Here is an 18532-nt window from a genome sequence, read left to right on the forward strand (position 1 = left end):
GGAAGATCGGCATGCGCGATCTGAGGAACAAGGTGCTGCTGGCGAGCGGTTTTCACGCGCCGGTGCCGGGCGAGATCGAGGTTTTGAGGGACAGCCTCATTGTGCTCGATGGCGAGGGCATCATCCAGTCTGTTCTTCATCCGGGTGATGAGGCCTATGGGCTGCAAAAATCCGATGCCGAGCGGCAGGAACGCCTGTGCCGGCTGCCGGCGGGACATAGTCTGCTGCCGGGCTTTGTCGATTGCCATGTGCATGCGCCACAATATCCGCAGCTAGGCACGGCACTCGACGTGCCGCTCGAAACCTGGCTGCACACCTACACCTTTCCGCTCGAGGCTCGTTATACCGATCTTGCCTTTGCGCGACGCGCCTATCGCCTGCTGGTCGAGGATCTCCTGGCAAACGGCACAACGACGGCGCTTTATTTCGCCACCATCCATCAGGATGCGACGCGGCTGCTGGTCGATATCTGCCTGGAGAAGGGCCAGCGCGCCCTGATCGGCAAGGTCGCGATGGACAACCCGGACGAATGCCCGGACTATTACCGCGATGCTTCGCCCGATGCGGCGATCAAGGGTACGAAGGCGCTGATCGATTATGTTCGCGCGCATCCGGACAATACCGCCGGCACCGTTTTGCCGGTGGTGACACCGCGTTTCATACCGGCCTGCACGGATGCAACGCTTCAAGGTCTGGGTGAGCTTGCAAGCGACTGCGGCTGCCATGTGCAGACCCATTGCTCGGAAAGTGACTGGGAGCATGGTTATGTGCTGTCCCGCCACGGCATGACCGATACGATGAGCCTCGATCGTTTCGGACTTCTGGGCCGGCGCAGCATGCTGGCCCATTCAAACCTTTTGACGCCTGATGACATGGAGCAGATCAAGGTGCGCCAGGCAGCCGTCGCCCATTGTCCGCTCTCCAACGCCTATTTTGCCGGTGCGGTATTTCCGCTGCGGGCAGCGCTTGAAAAAGGCTTGCATGTCGGGCTTGGCAGCGATGTGTCCGGGGGCCCAAGCGCCTCGCTTCTGGAAAACATGCGGGCGGCCATTCTTGTCTCGCGGATGCTGGAAAGCGGTGTTGATGGCAATCTTCCACCCCATCTGCGGGCAAGCGGGGCAAAAACCCGCATCGATTTTCGCCATGCTTTCCACGTGGCAACGGCTGGCGGCGGCAAGGCGCTGGATCTGCCGGTCGGCCAGTTCACGCCGGGCTATCGTTTCGATGCCATCACCATCGATCCGCAGGCGGATGGCGGCACGTTGCGCCTGTTCGACGGCGACGAAGGCAGCGAAACGGCCTTGCAGAAAATCATCTTCACAGCCTCCCGCGCCAATATCGCCGCTGTTTACGTGGATGGCCGCAAGGTGGCATAAGCCGCGTCCCGTAGCCGTTTTGAGCGAAATGGCGTTGTCGCGCATTCGACGCCTGATCAAGGAAAAGGTGGAGCAACCGGCCGGCGCCGGCCGAAGCGTCGCCGGGCCCCGGCGCATGCTGCATCGAGATTTGTCGCCAGCAGGTCGTCAAACGACAATCAGGGCTCAAGCCCGGCGCAGCGGGCCGTGTTGCGGATATGGCCTTCCATCTCGCGCTTGGCCTGCGCGCCGTCATTGGCCTTCAGGGCGACGATGATCCGCCGGTGTTCGGCAATCGACTGACGCATGCGTTCCGGATCGGTGATCGGGATGGGTTGGGCCTGCGTTTCCGTCAATTGTTCGCGAACCGTCTGATAGAGAGCCTTCAGCATGGAGTTGGCGCAGGCGGAGACAATGGTGCCGTGGAACTCCAGATCCGCCTCGACATTGGCCAAGAGGTCCTGGCTTGCCCAGCATGTCTCCATCGTGTGTGTTGCCTTCTCCATCTTTTCCAGCTGCATTTGCGTGAGGCGGCCGGCGGAGAGCCGCGCGATCTCGCCTTCCAGCAGGATGCGCGTCTGGAAGACATCAAACACCGAGTAGCTGTCCGAATAACGCCAGGGCGCCATGTGGCCGGGCTGCCCGGCGGCGGCTTGCGACGGTTGCGTCACGAAGGTTCCGCGCCCTGCTTCGGTCTTCAAGAGGCCAAGCGTTTCAAGGGTCAGCAAGGCTTCGCGAAGCGAGGCCCGGCTGATGCCGAACTTTTGCGAAAACATCCGCTGCGAGGGAATTTTCTCGCCCGCCTTCAGCGCACCGGACTGGATCATCGCCTGGATCTCCCGGGCGACCGATTGCGGAAGAAGTGTCTTGTTGAACATGCGATCCCTATTCCGCCCTGTGGCGCCAGCCAGCAATCTATTTTTTTAGCGGCCGTCTTGCAAAGCGGAAAGCATCATGCTTCTTTGGCCTTACTGGTCTGACCAGTTAGACCAATCTAGTTCAAGTCATGTCCAAAAAACAAGGGGAACCATCATGACAGGCAGAAACCGGATCAAGACGATGATGCTCGGCGGCCTTCTGGCCATTGCAAGCCTTGGCGCGACTGAGGCCGCCGATCTCACTGTGGGCGCCAATATCGGCAATGTGCCCTGGGAGTTCCAGGATGCCAGCGGCAAGACCGTCGGCTTCGAGGTCGATCTCGTCAGCGAAATTGCAAAGCGCCTCGGCAAGACTGTCGAGTTCGTCAACACGCCGTTTGCAGGCCTGTTTCCGGCGGTGCAATCCGGCCGCATCAACATGGCGGTGTCTTCCATCACCATTACCCAGAAGCGCCTGGAATCGGTTTCCTTTGCGCAGCCTTATTACGATAGTGACCAGTCGCTGACCGTGACGGCCGCATCCGGTATCAAGGGCTTGAAAGATATGGGCGGCAAGGTGGTCGGTGTCGACACCGGCTCGACCGGCGACATGTGGGCCGACGCGCACAAGGGCGACTACAAGCTGGGAGAAATCCGCAAGTTCGAGGGCCTGCAGCCCGCCATGCTCGATCTCGTGGCCGGCCGCGTCGACGGCTATATCTCCGACATTCCGGCCCTTCTCTACTATGTCAAGGACAAGCCGGAACTGAAGGTGGTGGAACGCATCCCGACGGGTGAGAAATATTCGATCATGTTCAACAAGGGCGATCCGCTGGCAGCGCAGGTGAACGACGTCATCACCACACTGAAGAAGGAAGGTTTCATCGCAAAGCTGCACCAGACCTGGTTTGGCGCCAAGGCCGAAGACACGACCTCCACGGTTGCCGTCCTCGACATGCCCAAGGCCAAGTAACGGCTTGAACTGCCCCGGCGGGATGCATCACGCCTCTCGCCGGGCTGCCAAGGGAGCCGGTCCGGCATGAACCTCATCAATACTTTCTTCAATCTGCGCGTCCTCATCGACAGCCTGCCGCAACTGATGTGGGGCCTTGTGGTAACGCTGCAGATCGGCGTGACCAGCATCGTCTGCGGCCTTATCGGCGGCCTTTTCCTGGCGGTGGCCCGGCTTTATGCGCCGCAGTTCGCCAAGGTGCTGATCCGCATCTACATCGACATCTTCCGCTCCATTCCACTGCTGGTGCTGCTGATCATCGTCTATTACGCACTGCCCTTCGTCGGCATCCGCCTGTCGCCCTTTTTCTCGGCTGTCACGGCCCTGTCGCTGGTGTCGGCGGCCTATACGGCAGAAATCTTCCGGGCCGGCATCGAGGCGATCCCGCATGGCCAGTTCGAGGCCTCGGCAGCACTCGGGCTTTCCAACCGCCACACGATGGTCGACGTGATCCTGCCGCAGGCGATCCGCATCGTCATTCCGCCGCTTACCAACAACTGCATCAATGTGATGAAGGATACCGCACTCGCCTCCGTCGTTGCCATGCCGGACCTTCTGAAGCAGGCAACGCAGGCGCAGGCCCTTTCTGCCAATCCGACGCCATTGATTGGCGCTGCCCTCATCTACATCGCCCTGCTCTGGCCGATGGTGGCCGTCGTTGCCCGTCTTGAGAAACATTTCAGCCGGGGGAAACGCTGATGCCTGACATCATCTCCATCCGCAATCTCACCAAGGCTTATGGCACGTTCACGGTGCTGCACGGCATCGACCTCGACATTGCCGAAGGCGAGGTCGTCTGTGTCATCGGCCCGTCCGGGTCCGGCAAGTCGACTCTCATCCGCTGCATCAACCATCTGGAAGCCTTTTCCGAAGACAGCACGATCCGTGTCGACGGCATCCGGGTGGAGCCCGGGCCGGCGCTTGCCAAGGTGCGGGCGGAGGTCGGCATGGTGTTCCAGTCGTTCAATCTCTTCCCGCACATGACGGTGCTTAAAAACGTCATGCTGGCTCCGATGCGGGTGCGCCGGACGCCGGAAGCAGACGCCGAGCGACTGGCACGCGAGCTTCTGGCCCGTGTGGGCATTTCCGAGCAGGCGGAAAAATATCCCGGCCAGCTTTCCGGTGGCCAGCAGCAGCGTGTCGCCATTGCCCGTGCGCTTGCCATGCAGCCGAAGGTTCTGCTGTTTGACGAGCCAACCTCGGCGCTTGATCCGGAAATGGTCGGCGAGGTGCTCGACGTGATGCGCAAGCTTGCCGGCACCGGCGTGACCATGGTGGTGGTGACGCACGAGATGGGCTTTGCCCGACAGGTCGCCGATCGCGTCATCTTCATGGACGGCGGAAAGCTGGTGGAGACAGGCACGCCGCAGGCGCTGTTCGATGCGCCGCGCGAGGAGCGCACCCGTGGCTTCCTGCGCGCCGTCCTCAACCACTGAACAACAACAAAAGCATAAAGGAGGACATCCAGGATGACCGACACCAAAACGCTTGATCTCGACTTCGTGCGCAGCCAGTTCCCCGGCCTTGCCCGCGGCTGGACCTTTTTCGACAATGCCGGCGGATCGCAGATCCTCAAAGGCGCCGTTGAGCGCATCAACACCTTCCTCATCGAAAAGAACGTCCAGATCGGCGGCTCCTACGAGGTGTCGCAGGCAGCTGCATCAGCGCTTCTGGAAGCGCGCACCGCTGCCATGCATCTGGTCAATGCGGGTCGACCGGAAGAGATCGTCTTTGGCAACTCCACCACCGCGCTGTTGCAGAACCTTGCGCGCGCCATGCAAAGCCAGCTCTCGGCCGGCGACGAAATCATCATCACCATTGCCGATCACGAATCCAATATTGGCCCCTGGGACCGGTTGCAGGAGCGTGGCATCGTCCTGAAGATCTGGCCGCTGAACAAGGACACGTTGACGCTTGACCTCAAGGATCTGGCGCCGCTGATCAGCGAACGCACGAAGCTCGTCTGTGTCACCCATTGCTCCAATATCCTGGGCTCGATCAATCCGATCCGCGAGATCGCCGATTTCGTCCATGCCCGTGGCGCAAAGATCTGCGTGGATGCGGTGGCCTATGCCCCGCACCGGGCGGTCGATGTGCAGGCGCTTGACGTCGATTATTACGTCTTCAGCCTCTACAAGACCTATGGCCCGCATTACGCGCTGATGTACGGCAAATACGACCTGCTGCTGGAGCTGGATACGCTCTACCACTACTTTTACGGCAAGGACAAAGTGCCGGGCAAGCTGGAGCCGGGCAACCCGAATTATGAGCTTGCCTATTCCACCTGCGGCATTGTCGATTATCTCGTAAGCCTCGGTGAACAGGCCGGGGAAACCGGCACGGTTCGCGAAAAAATCGTCGCGGGTTTTGGCGCGATCACCGAGCAGGAAAACCGGCTGACCGAGCGGCTTCTGGCCTTTCTGCGCTCTCGCAACGATTGCCGCATCATCGGTCAAACGGTCAATCAGGCCTCAAGCCGCGTGCCGACGATTGCCTTCCGTTTTGATGGCCGCGATGCCGCAACGCTCTGCAAGGCCATGGACGGCGAGAAGATCGCCATGCGGTTCGGCGATTTCCATTCGCGCCGGCTGGCGGAATATCTTGACCTGACCGATCATGGCGGCATGCTCCGGGTTTCGATGGTGCATTACAACACCGTCGAGGAGGTCGATCGCTTCATCGCCGCACTGGAAAAGATCCTTTCGACCGGGACCGGTCTTGCCAAGGCAAGCTGAGCAAAGACAACAGGCAGGAAAAGACACATGCGCTTCGACACGATCATCCGGCATGGAACGGTGGTAACCGCCAGCGACACGTTCAAATGCGATGTCGGCATCAGGGATGGCCGCATCGCGGCGCTTGCGGCGGACCTGACGGATGCTGACGAGGTGATCGATGCGACCGGTCTTTTTGTCCTGCCGGGGGGCATCGACAGCCATGTGCATCTCGACCAGCCCTCCGGCGACGGCATCGTCATGGCGGATGACTTCGACAGCGGCACGCGCTCGGCCGCCATCGGTGGCAATACCACGGTGCTCGCTTTCTGCATGCAGGAGAAGGGCCAGACCCTGCGCGAGGCGCTGAAGGTCTACCACGCAAAGGCCGACGGAAAATGCCATGTGGATGTCGCGTTCCACCTGGTGGTGACCGATCCGACGCCGGAGGTGCTGGGCCAGGAGCTGCCGGCGCTGGTGGAGGATGGCTATACCTCGCTCAAGGTGTTCATGACCTACGAAGGGCTTCGCCTGCGCGATGACGAGATCCTTGCAACGCTCGATGCTGCCCGGCGCACCGGCGCGCTGGTCATGGTCCACTGCGAAAACGAGGATGCCATCCGCTACCTCATCGGCCGGCACGAGGAAGACGCGAAATACGCGCCGAAATATCATGCCACGACCCGGCCGATTGCGGCCGAGCGGGAAGCCACCCACCGGGCGCTGTCGCTTGCCGAGATTGTCGACGTGCCTATCGTCATCGTGCATGTCTCCAACCGCGAGGCGATGGAGGAAATCCGCCGGGCTCGTCAGCGCGGCCAGAAAATCGCTGGCGAAACCTGCCCGCAATACCTGATGCTGACGGCGGATGATCTGGATCTTGAAGGTCTGGAGGGCGCCAAATTCGTCTGCTCGCCACCGCCACGCGACAGACAAAGTCAGGATGCCTGCTGGGAAGGTATCGAGCAGGGCGTCTTCGACCTCTTCTCCTCCGATCACTGCCCCTTCCGCTTCGACGATCCGGAGGGCAAGCTGAACGAGAGGGGTAAACGACATTTCCGCTGGATCCCGAACGGCATTCCAGGCGTCGGCACACGCCTGCCCATCCTGTTTTCCGAAGGCGTGATGAAGGGCCGCATCGATATCAACCGGTTTGTTGCGGTGACCTCCACCAACCATGCCAAGCTCTACGGGCTTTATCCGCAAAAGGGTACGATCGCGATCGGTGCCGATGCCGATATCGCGCTGTGGGATCCGACAAGGCAGGTGACGCTCACCAATGACATGCTTCAGCATGGCGCTGATTACACGCCCTATGAGGGGCTCGATGTGAACGGCTGGCCGGTGCGCGTGCTGTTGCGCGGAAAGACGATCGCCTCCGATGATGCCCTGACAGACCGGAGACCAGCCGGGCACTATCAGGCACGGCAGAAATCATCGCTGCTGCGGGCGGGAGGCCTGTAAGGGCAGGCCTCCCGCGCTGGCACTGTCAGTACGCCACAGCCGCGCCCACATCTATCGCAGCCCTTTCGTTTTCTCTAAGATGAAGAAAAATCGAAAGCTGGGTTATACTGTGTCTGCACGCCAGGTGAAGATCGAAGTGTTTGCCAAGGCGTAGGGACGGGTGCCACCGATGAACTTGTGGCCGTGACGCCGCAGCCCACCGCAAGTCCTGGAGCGCAGCTTTGCGAGGGGAAGGTGGCACAGGCGACTGTCTCTGATGCTTTGAAATTCACGCGCTGCGCATCGGCCATATTTTGCCGGTTCACACCATCATCTGTGGTCATTGTCCGCTTCGAAGCGTCAATATGGTGTGCGCCACGCAAGATGTGGCTGCCATCGAAACGGGCCCCGTCGCACGTTGTCCTGTTGACGAATAGCATTCGTTTGACATTCATTTTATTTTCGCTCTACAGTGCATCAGTTTCGCATATGCTCACAAATGGGACAGGGCGGCGCATCAGACAGGTTTTTTCCTGTCGACCAATGTGGCCGCAGGTCTGGAAGTTTTGATGCCGGTGCTCTGTCCTGCCGCTTGATGGCGGCGTGATGGGTGAGCTTTCAAGCCTTGGAGGGGCTGAAGGCAACCGGTCATCGACAGCTTAGGGTTGGGAGGCCCAAGGCATGCTGGAATTGCATAATGTGTCGAAGGTGGTGGGCCGCGACTATCATATTTTCCCGACTACCCTTGCACTCAAGCGGGGAACGCTGAACGTCCTGCTTGGTCCGACGCTGTCGGGCAAGACCTCGCTGATGCGCCTGATGGCCGGGCTTGATCGACCGACGGAGGGGCAGATCCTCTTTGATGGCACGGATGTCACCGGCATGCCGGTGCAAATGCGCAACGTCGCCATGGTCTACCAGCAGTTCATCAACTATCCGGCGCTGACGGTTTATGAAAACATCGCATCGCCCATGCGTATTGCCGGCAAGGATGCCGCCACCATCGACCGCGAGGTGAAGAAGGCCGCCGATCTGCTGCGGCTGACGCCTTATCTCGATCGCACGCCGCTCAACCTCTCCGGCGGCCAGCAGCAGCGCACGGCGCTCGCCCGCGCCATCGTCAAAAACGCCAATCTCGTGCTTCTTGATGAGCCGCTGGCCAACCTCGATTACAAACTGCGCGAGGAATTGCGCGAGGAACTGCCAAAGATCTTTGCGGCATCCGGTGCGATCTTCGTCTACGCGACTACAGAACCATCCGAGGCGCTGCTGCTCGGCGGCAGCACGGCGACACTGAGCGAGGGCCGCGTCACCCAGTTCGGCGACACCATCCGTGTCTACCGTGAGCCGTCGGATCTTCTGACCGCCCGCACCTTTGCTGACCCGCCGCTCAATACCATCGATCTCGTCCATGAGGCGGGACAGTTCCTGCACGGTGGCCAGCCGATCCTTCCCGTACCGCCGCATCTGGCAGCCATTCCGACCGGCCCGGTGACGGTGGCGTTTCAGCCGCATCACCTGATGCTGAAGGCCAGACCGTTCACCCACCCGCTGCCGGTCCGCACCCAGGTGTCGGAAATCGCCGGGTCGGAAAGCTTCATCCATGTGGAATTTGCCGGGGAACGGTGGGTCATGCTGACGCACGGCATCCACGATATCGATCCGGACCAGATGATCGATGTGCATCTGGATACGCGCCATCTGATGGCATTTAACCCGGCAACCGGTGCGACGCTTGCCGCGCCGCATCAGACGGCGGCGTGAGGAGGACACCATGGCCCGTATCAGCCTCGATCATATCCGCCACGCCTATAACGCAAAAGCCAAGGCAGCCGGCGATTATGCCCTGAAACAAGTACATTACGAGTGGGATGATGGCGGCGCCTATGCGCTGCTCGGACCCTCCGGCTGCGGCAAGACCACGCTGCTCAATATCATCTCGGGGCTCTTGCATCCCTCCGATGGCCGCATCCTGTTTGACGGCAAGGACGTGACGAACCTTTCGACCGAGGCGCGCAACATCGCTCAGGTTTTCCAGTTCCCTGTTGTCTACGACACGATGAGCGTCTTCGACAATCTCGCCTTTCCGCTGCGCAACCGGCATGTGCCGGAGGCCGAGGTGAAAAAACGCGTCGAGCACATTCTTGACATGACGGACCTCGCCTCCATGGCGAACCGGCGCGCGCAGGGGCTGACGGCCGACCAAAAGCAGAAGATCTCGCTCGGCCGCGGGCTGGTGCGCTCGGATGTCAATGCGATCCTGTTCGATGAGCCGCTCACCGTCATCGACCCGCATATGAAATGGCAGCTGCGCTCGCAGCTGAAGCGGCTGCACCGCAGTTCGCGTTTTACCATGGTGTATGTGACGCATGACCAGACCGAGGCGCTGACCTTTGCAGACAAGGTCGTCGTGATGCATGACGGACAGATCGTCCAGATCGGTACGCCTGCCGAACTTTTCGAACGGCCGAGCCACACCTTCGTGGGTTATTTCATCGGTTCACCGGGCATGAATGTCATGCCGGTTGCGGTGGAGGGTGCATCTGCCCGTATCGGCGATCAGACGATTTCGCTGTCCGGCGCACCGAAGCTTGATGCCGGAGCCAAGGTGGAGCTTGGCATCCGCCCGGAATTCGTGCGGTTATCGCGCGAAGGCATGGCGATCGACATCGCCAAGGTCGAGGATATCGGCCGCCAGAAGATCGTGCGGGCGCGGTTCTGTGGGCAACCGCTCTCCATCGTTCTTTCGGAAGACGACGAAATCCCGGCTGATCCGCGCGTCACGTTCGATCCGTCTGCTATCGGCATCTATGCCGATAGCTGGCGCGTCGGCATGGAGGGCTGAAACATGAACAAGACGTGGAACAACAAAGCCTGGTTCATGGTGCTGCCGGTCTTGGTGCTCGTTGCGTTTTCCGCCGTCATTCCGCTCATGACGGTGGTGAATTATTCGGTGCAGGATACGTTCGGCAACAACCAGTTCTTCTGGGCCGGCACCGACTGGTTCGTGCAGATGCTATCCTCAGACCGCTTCTGGAATGCGCTGGCGCGCAATCTTGTCTTCTCCGGCATCATTCTTGCAATCGAGGTGCCGCTTGGCATTTTCATCGCGCTCAACATGCCCAAGACCGGGCCAGGCGTGCCGGTTTGCCTCGTGCTGATGGCGCTGCCACTGCTGATCCCTTGGAATGTCGTCGGCACCATCTGGCAGGTGTTCGGCCGCGTCGATATCGGGCTGCTCGGTTATACGCTGAACAGTCTCGGCATCGACTATAATTACACGCAGGACCCCGTTGATGCCTGGGCAACCGTTATCGTCATGGACGTCTGGCACTGGACGAGCCTTGTCGTGCTGCTCTGCTATGCCGGTCTCGTGTCCATTCCGGACGCCTATTACCAGGCGGCCAAGATCGATGGCGCGTCGCGCTGGTCGGTATTTCGCTATATCCAGCTGCCGAAGATGAAGCGGGTGCTGCTGATTGCCGTGCTCCTGCGCTTCATGGACAGCTTCATGATCTACACCGAGCCTTTCGTGGTGACGGGCGGCGGGCCGGGCAATTCCACCACCTTCCTCTCCATCGATCTTGTCAAGATGGCGGTTGGCCAATTCGATCTCGGGCCGGCGGCGGCCATGTCGATCATCTACTTCCTGATCATCCTTCTGCTGTCATGGGTCATTTATACCGTGATGACGCAGAGCGATGCCGAAGAGAAGTGAGGGGAAAACATGAGCCAAATCAGCACCCGCAGCCGCTTCGGTTTCCTCGTCCCGACGATCTACATCGTCTTCCTCATCCTGCCGATCTACTGGCTGGCGAATATGAGCTTCAAGACGAACAGCGAGATCCTCGGGGCCTTTTCGCTCTGGCCGCAGCAGCCGACACTGCGCAACTACACGGTGATCTTTACCGATCCTTCCTGGTACAACGGCTACATCAACTCCATCATCTATGTGGTGATGAACACGGTGATTTCGGTCAGTGCAGCACTTCCGGCCGCCTACGCTTTTTCCCGCTATCGGTTCCTCGGCGACAAGCACCTGTTCTTCTGGCTCTTGACCAACCGCATGGCGCCGCCGGCCGTGTTTGCCCTGCCCTTCTTCCAGCTCTATTCGGCTTTCGGCCTCATCGACACCCATATTGCTGTGGCCATCGCGCACTGCCTGTTCAACGTGCCCTTGGCGGTGTGGATCCTGGAAGGGTTCATGTCGGGCGTGCCGAAGGAAATCGACGAAACCGCCTATATCGACGGTTATTCCTTCCCGAAATTCTTCGTCAAGATCTTCATGCCGCTGATTGCCTCCGGCATCGGTGTCGCGGCCTTCTTCTGCTTCATGTTTTCCTGGGTCGAGCTTCTGATTGCCCGGACGCTGACGACCACAGATGCCAAGCCGATTGCAGCGACCATGACACGAACCGTCTCAGCGTCAGGCATGGACTGGGGCGTGCTGGCGGCGGCCGGCGTGCTCACCATCATTCCCGGCGCGCTCGTCATCTATTTTGTCCGAAACTACATCGCCAAGGGCTTTGCCCTGGGGAGGGTGTGATGTCTGTTTTTTCCTGGGGCATATTCTGGAAGATAGCTCATCTATCGATGAACTATATATTGTTTTTTGGATTGCTAATACTTGGCCTTTCAATATGCATCGGCTTTGTAGCCGCCTTAGTATTGATAACAGTTAAGCGAGTGCCATCTTGGCCACAGACGATACTTGCTGCGTTCACCTTGGCGCTAGTTGGTGTCGTTTCCGGATACTCGGCTTCTCTGAGCCGTGAGTCAGTTATCGGAGACCTTCTGCCTGTTTTGTTAGGTGGATTCGGCTTCCTTTGTTTCACGGCGGTGAAACGTAGAGAGATCGATGCGCCTCAAGCGTTCATTGTTGTTATCTGTTTTTCAGTAGCCGTCTTTGGAGGTCTATCGTTGGGAGCGGTGGCACGAGACTTTGGCGCACCTCAGTATCAGCATCAGGGGGCTAGTTATTAATGATCAATCTGTCCTGGATGGCCTGGACACTGCCGACGGCACTGTTCTTCATCGGCATCTTCATGTTGATCGCGGCCATGGGCGTCTGGGAATACCTGTCGCCGGGCGGTGGTCCGCGGGTTGGCATTTTAAGGTTCGAGACGACGCGCGGCGACCGCCTGTTCGTGTCGCTGCTGGGCTCCGCATTCATTCATCTCGCATGGCTGGGTCTTGGAGGGCCCAGTCTGTGGTGGGCTTTGGCCCTGTCCGTGGTCTATGCGATCGGCGTGTTCCGCTTCGTTTAGCCAGGAGGGCCAGAAGGCCTGCCGGGTGGGACCGGCAGGCAATTCTAAACGACTATCTGCAATCGCAACGTTGGGAGGAGACCTTATGCGACGGCACCTGATGACGACAACGGCAGCCCTGCTGCTGGCAATGACCGGGACGGCCTTTGCCGACATGAACGCGGCAACGCAGTTCCTGGACAAGGAAATCAAGGACATGTCGGCGCTGACACGCGCCGACCAGGAAAAGGAAATGCAATGGTTCATCGATGCGGCAAAGCCCTTTGCCGGCATGGATATCAAGGTTGTTTCCGAGACCATCACCACGCATGAATACGAATCCAAGGTGCTGGCGCCGGCTTTCACGGCAATCACCGGCATCAAGATCACCCATGACCTGATCGGCGAAGGCGATGTGGTCGAAAAGCTGCAGACCCAGATGCAGTCCGGCGAAAACATCTATGACGCCTATGTCAACGATTCCGACCTCATCGGCACCCACTGGCGCTACAAGCAGGCGCGTTCGCTCACCGACTGGATGGCCAATGAAGGCAAGGCCGTGACCAATCCCGGTCTCGACCTGCAGGATTTCATCGGCCTGAAATTCACCACCGCGCCGGATGGCAAACTCTACCAGTTGCCGGACCAGCAGTTCGCCAACCTCTACTGGTTCCGTTATGACTGGTTCAACGACGCCAAGAACAAGGCCGATTTCAAGGCCAAGTACGGCTACGATCTCGGCGTTCCCGTCAATTGGTCGGCTTACGAGGACATTGCCGCATTCTTCACCGGCCGCGAGCAGGACGGCAAGAAGGTCTTCGGCCACATGGACTATGGCAAGAAGGACCCATCGCTCGGCTGGCGCTTTACCGATGCCTGGCTTTCCATGGCCGGCAATGGCGACAAGGGCCTGCCGAACGGCCTGCCGGTGGATGAATGGGGCATCAAGGTGGACGAAAAATCCCGTCCGGTCGGCTCCTGCGTGGCGCGCGGCGGCGATACCAACGGGCCGGCCTCCGTCTACGCCATCCAGAAATACCTCGATTGGTTGAAGGCCTATGCACCGCCGTCCGCGCAAGGCATGACCTTCTCGGAATCCGGGCCGGTGCCATCACAGGGTGAAGTCGCCCAGCAGATGTTCATGTACACCGCCTTTACCGCCGATCTCGTCAAGGATGGCCTGCCGGTCGTCAACGCCGACGGGACGCCGAAATGGCGTTTTGCGCCAAGCCCGCACGGCGTCTACTGGAAGGACGGCATGAAGCTGGGTTACCAGGACGTCGGCTCCTGGACGCTGCTGAAATCCACCCCCGATGACCGCGCCAAGGCGGCGTGGCTTTATGCCCAGTTCGTCACCTCCAAGACCGTCGACGTGAAAAAGAGCCATGTCGGCCTGACGCTGATCCGGGAATCGACCATCCAGCACAAAAGCTTCACCGACCGTGCGCCAAAGCTTGGCGGCCTCATCGAGTTCTACCGCTCGCCGGCCCGCGTGCAATGGTCGCCGACCGGCACCAATGTGCCTGATTATCCAAAGCTTGCCCAGTTGTGGTGGCAGGCGATCGGCGATGCCTCTTCCGGAGCAAAGACCGCGCAGGCCGCCATGGACTCGCTGTGCTCAGAACAGGAAAAGGTCATGCAACGCCTCGAGCGCGCCGGCGTTCAGGGCGATATCGGCCCGAAGCTCGCCGAAGAGCATGATCTGGCCTACTGGAACAAGGATGCTGTCGCCAAGGGCCACCTTGCGCCGCAGTTGAAGGTTGCGAACGAAAAGGAAAAGCCCCTCACCGTCAATTATGACGAGCTGGTGAAGAGCTGGCAGAAGAAGTAATACGGGCGGACCAAGTGAGCGATTGCGCCGGCGGATGTTCATCATCCGCCGGCCTTTTTTGTGGGATATGGGTAGCTGGCGCAGAGATCATTGAAGGTCAATAGCCATTCATTGAAGCGCGAGACTGTGTGTGATCGGCGATAACAATCCGAGAGGCGGCTGCCATCAGAACCGGTGGATCCGCAACCCGAGCACTTTCTCCGAAATGATCACCACGGCCAGCGTCAGCACGATCGAAACCGTCGAGACGGCTGCGGCCTCCGGAGTGAAATTGGTGCGCAGGTAATCGTAAAGCTGGATGGGCAGCGTTGCCGTTCCGATATTCTTCAGCATGAAGGAGATGGTGAAGATATCGAAGGAAATGATGAAGGCAAACAGGCAGCCGCCGATGACGCCGGGCTTGATCAGGGGCAACATGATGCGGCGAAAGCGGGTGAAGGGACCCGCCCCGAGGCTTCGTGCCGCAAGGCTCCAGGCAGGATCATAAGATTCCATCGCAGCCGAGACATTGATGAACACGAAGGGCAGCGTGATCAGCACATGGCCGATGATCATCGCGGCGATGGTCTTCGTGCCGATGCCAATCGAATAGACGAAGAACAGCAGCGATATGGCGGTGAGCACTTCCGGCAACAGAAGCGGCAGCAGCATGGCAAGCCGCACACTTTCCTTCCAGCGACCGGAATGCTGGATGTAGAACATCGCCGCCATTGTGCCGATGATCCCCGAAATCACCGTCGAGACCGCAGCCACCCAGAGCGATGTCCTGATCGCCCGCATGAAGACGTCGTTGTTGAAGAACACGACATACCATCGGAAGGACAGACCCTGCGGCGGAAATGTCAGGAATGCACCGGCATTAAACGACGCGCCGACGACCACGAGGATTGGCAGGAGCAGAAAGGCGTAAATGACCAGGCAATAGCCCGTCAGCAAGGGTTTCGACATCAGTTCGCCTTCCATTTCATGCGGGTGAGCCGGGCAAAGATCAACACGACAAGCGCGCCCGTCAAAGAAAGCATCAGCGCCATGGCCGAACCGAACGGCCACTGGAACGTGTCGATCAGGGCATCGACCACACTGACGGCCATTGTCTTCACCCGCAGGCCGCCAATCAGCGAGGGTGTCACATAGGCACTGAGCGAGAGCACGAAGACCAGGATACATCCGGCCTGAATGCCCGGCATGGACAACGGCAGCACGATGCGCCGGAACGCCGTGATCCTGCCGGCACCAAGCGAGCGTGCCGCGGCCTCGATGGAGGGGTCGATCCCCTGAAGCGCGCTCATCAGCGGCAGGATCATGAAGGGCAGGAAGACATGGACGAGGGCTATGACGATGCCCAGCGAATTATACATCAGCCCCAACGGATAATCGATCAGCCCCATGTTGATCAGCGTGCGGTTGATCATGCCATTGTTGCCGAGAAGGATCGTCCAGCCATAACTGCGGATGACGATGCCGACGAGGAGCGGCGACAGCACGAGCCCATAGGCGAGGCCACGAAACCGCATCTGGGTTCTGGCGAGCTGCCAGGCGACGGGAAAACCCAGAATAAGGCAGGCAAACGTCGTGATGGCGCCGATCATCAGCGTATTGGCGATCTGCTCCAGATAAAAGCTGTCGGAAAACAGCCTGAGATAATTGCCGGTGGTAAAACCGGGGGTATAAGGAGAGCCATTGCCCGGATTGCGAAAGCTCATGATGCCGATATTGATATAGGGCAGGACGAGGAAGAGGCCGAGCAGCAGCACGGCCGGCGCAATCAGCAGGAACGGCTTTGCGGAGCGGGAACTGATACTCATGACGGCGCCCCGAGCGGCCAGAAGCGTTCACCGTCCACCTTGATGGTGACGCGATCTCCCGCAGCCCAGCGATTGCGCGGGAAGGTCTGCACATTGATCGTCTGGCCATTGTCCAGCGTCAGGCGGTAATCGACAAGGCTTCCCGAGTAATAGCTGGCGGAGATGGTGGCCTGGGCGCCACCGTTATCGGCGCTTGCAAGCTCGACGGCTTCGGGACGCAGTGTCAGTATGACTGTGCCGTTGACATCAGGTGCGACACCGCGCACCAGAAACTGCCCGAGAACCGTATCGACAAGGGTCAGATCGCCGGCGGCCGGTGAAACCACTTTGCCTTCCAGGATATTCACCTGACCCACGAACTGCGCGACCTCAAGGCTGGCTGGTCGCTCGTAGATATCGGAGGGTGAACCATGCTGCGCGATGCGACCGCCGAACATCACGACCACCCGGTCGGACATGGTCATCGCCTCGGCCTGATCATGCGTCACGTAGACGGTGGTGATGCCGACCCGCTTTTGCAGGTCGCGAATGAACACCCGCATTTCCTCGCGCAGCTTGGCATCGAGATTGGCCAGCGGCTCGTCGAGCAGCAGGATACGGGGCTCGATCACCAGAGCACGGGCCAGCGCCACACGCTGCTGTTGTCCGCCGGAAAGCTGGCGTGGATAGCGGTCGGCGTATCCAGACAGCTGTACCATGTCGAGGACGCGTGCCGTGCGCGCGGCAATGTCCGATCGGGAGACGCGTCGCATTTCAAGGCCGAAGGCCAGGTTTTGCGCCACCGTCATGTGGGGAAACAGCGCATAGTTCTGAAACACCATGCCGATGTCGCGCTTTTCGGCGGGCACGTTGACCACATCCTGACCGTCAAAGCGGATGGCACCGGCCGTCGCCTCTTCGAAGCCGGCAATCATCTTCAGCGTCGTCGTCTTGCCGCAACCGGATGGGCCGAGCAGAGAAATGAACTCGCCATCGGCAATCTTCACGGAAATGCCGTTCACCGCCAGAGAGCTTCCATAGTCCTTGGTCAGCCCTTCAATGCTCACCTCTGTCATGATCGATCTTCCAAATTCTGCCCGCGATGGTGTTGCGCGCGCCTATGCCGGGATGCCGGGCCGCTCTACGCGGCCCGGCCACTGTGATTGAGGAGGAAACCCTGCAATCAGCGCATGACCTTTGCCCAGGTCTCGGCAAAGGCGGCCTGTTTCTCGTTCATGAAATTCCAGTCCCAGGTCAGGACCTTGTCCATCATGGCGCCCGAGATCGGCACGTCCTTCTTCAGGTCCTCGGGCACGATCACCTTGGAATTGGTGGGCGAGACGAAGAACTGCTTCATCAATGGCAGCTGTCCCTCGGGAGACAGCAGGAAGTTGGCGTATTCGTAGGCCAGTTCCTTTTCCGGTCCGTTGGCCAGAATGTTGAGCGTCTGGTCGAACATGATCAGACCCTCTTCCGGCACCACGACATCGATCGGCAGGCCTTGCGCGCGAAGACGCGCCACTTCGCCGAAATCGAAGGGAGCAACGACAAATTCACCCGAAGCAATGCCGGTCGAGAGATTGAAATCGGCCTGAATGACGGGCCCGAGCTTTTCGAGTGCCTTGAAGCCGGCGTCGATATCGTACTGGTCCTTGCCAAAAATCTTGGAGGCCAGCATCAGTTCCATTTTGCCGGCCGTGTTGGCAAAGTTGTAAAGACCGATGCGTCCCTTGAATTCCGGATTGTCCCAAAGATCCTTCCAGCTTTTCGGTGGCGTCTTCACCATGTCGGTGCGGTAGGCGAGCCCGATGGGCGACACCATGGCGACCGCGCCCCAGCCATCGGTCTTCTTGGCCAGCGGATAGAGGTCATTGTAGTTCGACAGCTTGGTGAGATCGAGCTTCTCGAAAAAACCTTCCTTGCGAAGACTCGAGGCGAAGGCTTCGTTGGTCATCAGGATGGAATAAGGCGGGTTCTTCACGCCTGCGGCCCGCAGGTTGGCGCTCCACACCCGGCCGTTGCCAGCGTCAAGCGTCACGGCTGCGCCGCTCTTGGCGGTAAAGGCCGGTGCCAAAGTCGTGCGCCAGAACTGCTCCCACGCGCCGCCAAGCGTCGGCACAACGAGTGTCTTACCCTCGGCGCGGGCGGGCATGCCGATCATTCCGGCAGCTGCAAAGCCGCCCATTCCGGCAAGAAGGTGCCGTCTGTTCATGGTCATCATTTCAGTTCCCCTTATCGTTGCGGTGTCATGGGTGAGAGCAATGGGCGACGGACGATCTTTCGTTTCCTG

18 protein-coding genes are annotated in these 18532 nt (G+C 59.7%); 13 read left to right on the top strand and 5 right to left on the bottom strand.

The genetic code is table 11. The annotated features are described in order from the left end of the window. Positions 1-11 precede the first annotated feature (11 nt). A complete protein-coding gene (gene guaD / locus AC4CWF_RS22850; protein ID WP_491285807.1) occupies positions 12-1376 on the top strand; it encodes a guanine deaminase in 1365 nt (454 codons plus the stop codon). Positions 1377-1534: 158 nt separating this feature from the next. On the opposite strand, the gene AC4CWF_RS22855 is transcribed toward guaD, so the two are convergent. Beyond that, entirely contained in the window at positions 1535-2233 is a 699-nt protein-coding gene (locus tag AC4CWF_RS22855) for a FadR/GntR family transcriptional regulator (RefSeq protein WP_491285809.1), read from the bottom strand. Between the two features lie 181 nt (positions 2234-2414). Between AC4CWF_RS22855 and AC4CWF_RS22860 the strand changes: the two genes are divergently transcribed. From AC4CWF_RS22860 to AC4CWF_RS22915, 12 genes are all read left to right on the top strand, one after another. Continuing rightward, positions 2415-3185, top strand: coding sequence for a transporter substrate-binding domain-containing protein (locus tag AC4CWF_RS22860; RefSeq protein WP_491287766.1), 771 nt, complete (start codon positions 2415-2417; stop codon positions 3183-3185). A 66-nt stretch (positions 3186-3251) separates the two neighbouring features. Further along, positions 3252-3923 carry an amino acid ABC transporter permease gene (locus AC4CWF_RS22865; RefSeq protein WP_491285811.1) on the top strand — a complete coding sequence of 224 codons (672 nt, stop codon included), beginning with the start codon at positions 3252-3254 and terminating at the stop codon, positions 3921-3923. Beyond that, positions 3923-4660: an amino acid ABC transporter ATP-binding protein gene (locus AC4CWF_RS22870; protein ID WP_491285813.1), complete on the top strand. Its 738-nt coding sequence runs from the start codon at positions 3923-3925 to the stop codon at positions 4658-4660. The genes AC4CWF_RS22865 and AC4CWF_RS22870 overlap by 1 nt, the downstream gene beginning before the upstream one ends. Before the next feature lie 33 nt (positions 4661-4693). After that, the gene (locus AC4CWF_RS22875) at positions 4694-5959 is read left to right on the top strand and encodes a cysteine desulfurase-like protein (RefSeq protein ID WP_491285815.1); all 1266 of its coding nucleotides are present in this window, start codon (positions 4694-4696) and stop codon (positions 5957-5959) included. A 27-nt stretch (positions 5960-5986) separates the two neighbouring features. Next, on the top strand, positions 5987-7402 hold the full coding sequence (gene hydA, locus AC4CWF_RS22880) for a dihydropyrimidinase (protein ID WP_491285817.1): 1416 nt from the start codon (positions 5987-5989) through the stop codon (positions 7400-7402). A gap of 660 nt (positions 7403-8062) precedes the next feature. After that, on the top strand, positions 8063-9145 hold the full coding sequence (locus AC4CWF_RS22885; protein WP_491285820.1) for an ABC transporter ATP-binding protein: 1083 nt from the start codon (positions 8063-8065) through the stop codon (positions 9143-9145). Between the two features lie 10 nt (positions 9146-9155). Continuing rightward, the gene (locus AC4CWF_RS22890) at positions 9156-10226 is read left to right on the top strand and encodes an ABC transporter ATP-binding protein (RefSeq protein ID WP_491285822.1); all 1071 of its coding nucleotides are present in this window, start codon (positions 9156-9158) and stop codon (positions 10224-10226) included. Between the two features lie 3 nt (positions 10227-10229). Beyond that, the gene (locus tag AC4CWF_RS22895) at positions 10230-11099 is read left to right on the top strand and encodes a carbohydrate ABC transporter permease (RefSeq protein WP_491285824.1); all 870 of its coding nucleotides are present in this window, start codon (positions 10230-10232) and stop codon (positions 11097-11099) included. Between the two features lie 9 nt (positions 11100-11108). Continuing rightward, positions 11109-11927, top strand: a complete 819-nt coding sequence (locus tag AC4CWF_RS22900) for a carbohydrate ABC transporter permease (RefSeq protein ID WP_491285826.1) — start codon at positions 11109-11111, stop codon at positions 11925-11927. Beyond that, on the top strand, positions 11927-12364 hold the full coding sequence (locus tag AC4CWF_RS22905) for a hypothetical protein (protein ID WP_491285828.1): 438 nt from the start codon (positions 11927-11929) through the stop codon (positions 12362-12364). The genes AC4CWF_RS22900 and AC4CWF_RS22905 overlap by 1 nt, the downstream gene beginning before the upstream one ends. A 2-nt stretch (positions 12365-12366) precedes the next feature. Then, positions 12367-12648: a DUF2160 domain-containing protein gene (locus AC4CWF_RS22910; protein ID WP_491287767.1), complete on the top strand. Its 282-nt coding sequence runs from the start codon at positions 12367-12369 to the stop codon at positions 12646-12648. An 85-nt stretch (positions 12649-12733) separates the two neighbouring features. Further along, on the top strand, positions 12734-14458 hold the full coding sequence (locus AC4CWF_RS22915) for an ABC transporter substrate-binding protein (RefSeq protein ID WP_491285831.1): 1725 nt from the start codon (positions 12734-12736) through the stop codon (positions 14456-14458). A 165-nt stretch (positions 14459-14623) separates the two neighbouring features. Here the strand turns inward: AC4CWF_RS22915 and AC4CWF_RS22920 are convergent, their stop codons facing one another. From AC4CWF_RS22920 to AC4CWF_RS22935, 4 genes are all read right to left on the bottom strand, one after another. Continuing rightward, positions 14624-15406, bottom strand: a complete 783-nt coding sequence (locus AC4CWF_RS22920) for an ABC transporter permease (protein WP_491285834.1) — start codon at positions 15404-15406, stop codon at positions 14624-14626. Continuing rightward, entirely contained in the window at positions 15406-16263 is an 858-nt protein-coding gene (locus tag AC4CWF_RS22925; protein ID WP_491285836.1) for an ABC transporter permease, read from the bottom strand. The genes AC4CWF_RS22920 and AC4CWF_RS22925 overlap by 1 nt, the downstream gene beginning before the upstream one ends. Beyond that, positions 16260-17318 carry an ABC transporter ATP-binding protein gene (locus AC4CWF_RS22930; protein WP_491285837.1) on the bottom strand — a complete coding sequence of 353 codons (1059 nt, stop codon included), beginning with the start codon at positions 17316-17318 and terminating at the stop codon, positions 16260-16262. Before AC4CWF_RS22930 ends, AC4CWF_RS22925 begins: the two co-directional genes overlap by 4 nt. A 107-nt stretch (positions 17319-17425) precedes the next feature. Continuing rightward, positions 17426-18463 (bottom strand): ABC transporter substrate-binding protein, encoded by a 1038-nt coding sequence (locus AC4CWF_RS22935; RefSeq protein ID WP_491285838.1) that lies wholly within the window; start codon positions 18461-18463, stop codon positions 17426-17428. Positions 18464-18532 lie beyond the last annotated feature (69 nt).

The organism is Neorhizobium sp. PAMB6630 (assembly GCF_058242775.1).

Excerpts from the sequence above, each read along its gene's own strand:
- guaD (WP_491285807.1), top strand. The coding sequence starts at position 12 with ATGCGCGATCTGAGGAACAAGGTGCTGCTGGCGAGCGGTTTTCACGCG.
- AC4CWF_RS22855 (WP_491285809.1), bottom strand. The coding sequence starts at position 2,233 with ATGTTCAACAAGACACTTCTTCCGCAATCGGTCGCCCGGGAGATCCAG.
- AC4CWF_RS22860 (WP_491287766.1), top strand. The coding sequence starts at position 2,415 with ATGATGCTCGGCGGCCTTCTGGCCATTGCAAGCCTTGGCGCGACTGAG.
- AC4CWF_RS22865 (WP_491285811.1), top strand. The coding sequence starts at position 3,252 with ATGAACCTCATCAATACTTTCTTCAATCTGCGCGTCCTCATCGACAGC.
- AC4CWF_RS22870 (WP_491285813.1), top strand. The coding sequence starts at position 3,923 with ATGCCTGACATCATCTCCATCCGCAATCTCACCAAGGCTTATGGCACG.
- AC4CWF_RS22875 (WP_491285815.1), top strand. The coding sequence starts at position 4,694 with ATGACCGACACCAAAACGCTTGATCTCGACTTCGTGCGCAGCCAGTTC.
- hydA (WP_491285817.1), top strand. The coding sequence starts at position 5,987 with ATGCGCTTCGACACGATCATCCGGCATGGAACGGTGGTAACCGCCAGC.
- AC4CWF_RS22885 (WP_491285820.1), top strand. The coding sequence starts at position 8,063 with ATGCTGGAATTGCATAATGTGTCGAAGGTGGTGGGCCGCGACTATCAT.
- AC4CWF_RS22890 (WP_491285822.1), top strand. The coding sequence starts at position 9,156 with ATGGCCCGTATCAGCCTCGATCATATCCGCCACGCCTATAACGCAAAA.
- AC4CWF_RS22895 (WP_491285824.1), top strand. The coding sequence starts at position 10,230 with ATGAACAAGACGTGGAACAACAAAGCCTGGTTCATGGTGCTGCCGGTC.
- AC4CWF_RS22900 (WP_491285826.1), top strand. The coding sequence starts at position 11,109 with ATGAGCCAAATCAGCACCCGCAGCCGCTTCGGTTTCCTCGTCCCGACG.
- AC4CWF_RS22905 (WP_491285828.1), top strand. The coding sequence starts at position 11,927 with ATGTCTGTTTTTTCCTGGGGCATATTCTGGAAGATAGCTCATCTATCG.
- AC4CWF_RS22915 (WP_491285831.1), top strand. The coding sequence starts at position 12,734 with ATGCGACGGCACCTGATGACGACAACGGCAGCCCTGCTGCTGGCAATG.
- AC4CWF_RS22920 (WP_491285834.1), bottom strand. The coding sequence starts at position 15,406 with ATGTCGAAACCCTTGCTGACGGGCTATTGCCTGGTCATTTACGCCTTT.
- AC4CWF_RS22925 (WP_491285836.1), bottom strand. The coding sequence starts at position 16,263 with ATGAGTATCAGTTCCCGCTCCGCAAAGCCGTTCCTGCTGATTGCGCCG.
- AC4CWF_RS22930 (WP_491285837.1), bottom strand. The coding sequence starts at position 17,318 with ATGACAGAGGTGAGCATTGAAGGGCTGACCAAGGACTATGGAAGCTCT.
- AC4CWF_RS22935 (WP_491285838.1), bottom strand. The coding sequence starts at position 18,463 with ATGATGACCATGAACAGACGGCACCTTCTTGCCGGAATGGGCGGCTTT.